This is a genomic window from Mycobacterium sp. NGS35, assembly GCF_059812855.1.
Genome location: NZ_JCALDL010000024.1, coordinates 1 through 1,310, shown reverse-complemented (window position 1 = coordinate 1,310; position 1,310 = coordinate 1). Strand labels below are relative to the sequence as shown.

At 67.6% G+C, this 1,310-nt stretch carries 1 protein-coding gene; it reads right to left on the bottom strand.

All coding sequences use genetic code 11. From position 1 onward, the window contains the following. Positions 1-1,310 (bottom strand): condensation domain-containing protein (locus AC5Y4C_RS20950; RefSeq protein ID WP_500008528.1); only part of this gene is annotated, 1,310 nt, incomplete at both ends.

Sequence of the window (1,310 nt, the reverse complement as noted above, 5' to 3'; positions counted from 1 at the left end):
GCGGCGACCGTGATCGGCAAGCCGTCGGCGCTGACCCGCCACAGCTCCTCCGACATGTCGGCGGCCGCCGCGCCCGATCGTCCGAGGTAGTTGAATCCGATGGTGGGGTCGGGGGTGGTCAGGTCGGCGTCGGTGTTGAGGTAGCGCAGCAGCCCGTAGGTCACGGGCTCGGGCAGGGCGCGTAGTTGTTCTTTGAGGTCTTTGATCAGCGCACCCAAGGCAGCGTCGCCGGCGCTGACATGGGTCCACGACAAGGCGCCCGGGCGAAGCGCGACGGGGTGTTTGGTGGTGAACCAGCCCACGGTGCGGGACAGATCGATCTCGGCTGCCAACTGCTCGATACGGCCGTGGCCTTCCACATCGATACCGATCGGCGACCGGTCACCCACAAACTGCGCGCAGGCCAACCCCAACGCAATCAGCAAAACCTCGTGCACCCCGGCGTGAAACGCCGCGGGCACCGGCCCCACCAACGCCCGGGTGCGCTCGACATCCAACGACACCGACAGCGATCCCGCGCTGGCATAGGTATCGGTGTCAGGCCGCGGCGCCGCCAACACCGGGGCGACCACAGCCTGGCGCCACACCGCAGCCTGGGCCAACACCTGCGGATCACCGGCGTACTCGGCCAACACCGCCGACCACCGCGCAAACGACGTCGCCTCCCCCGCCAACACCACCGGCTGACCACGCCGATGCTGCGCCCAGGCAATGTTGAGGTCTTCCACCACAATCCGCCACGACACCGCATCAACAGCCAAATGATGAATCACCACCACCACCTGATGGCTGGCGCTGACCCACAACACCGAAACCATCCGCCCCGCAGCGGGATTCAACCGCGCACGCGCCGCCACCAACGCCGCATCCGAGAACACCTCAACGGTGTGCACACACCCCGCGGCATCCACCGACCCCACCTCGGGCACCGCCAACACCCACCCCCCGCCGACACGGGTAGCGCACAACCGCAACATCGGATGCCGATCCACCAGCGCCTGCACCACCACCACCACATCGGCTCGCGTGACTTCGGGCGGGGCCTGCAACACCATCGTCTGGTTGAACTCATCCACCGGGCCCGCAACCTCACCCAGCCACGCCATGATCGGCGTCAGCCGCACCGGGCCCACACCCTCATCGCCCGCACCGACCGCCTCGACGACCCCCACCACCCGCGCCAACCGCGCCACGCTCTGCTCGACAAACACATCACGCGGCCGACACATCAAACCCGCCGCCCGCGCCCGCGCCACCACCTGCATCGACAAAATGCTGTCGCCGCCCAAATCGAAAAACGACTCATCCAC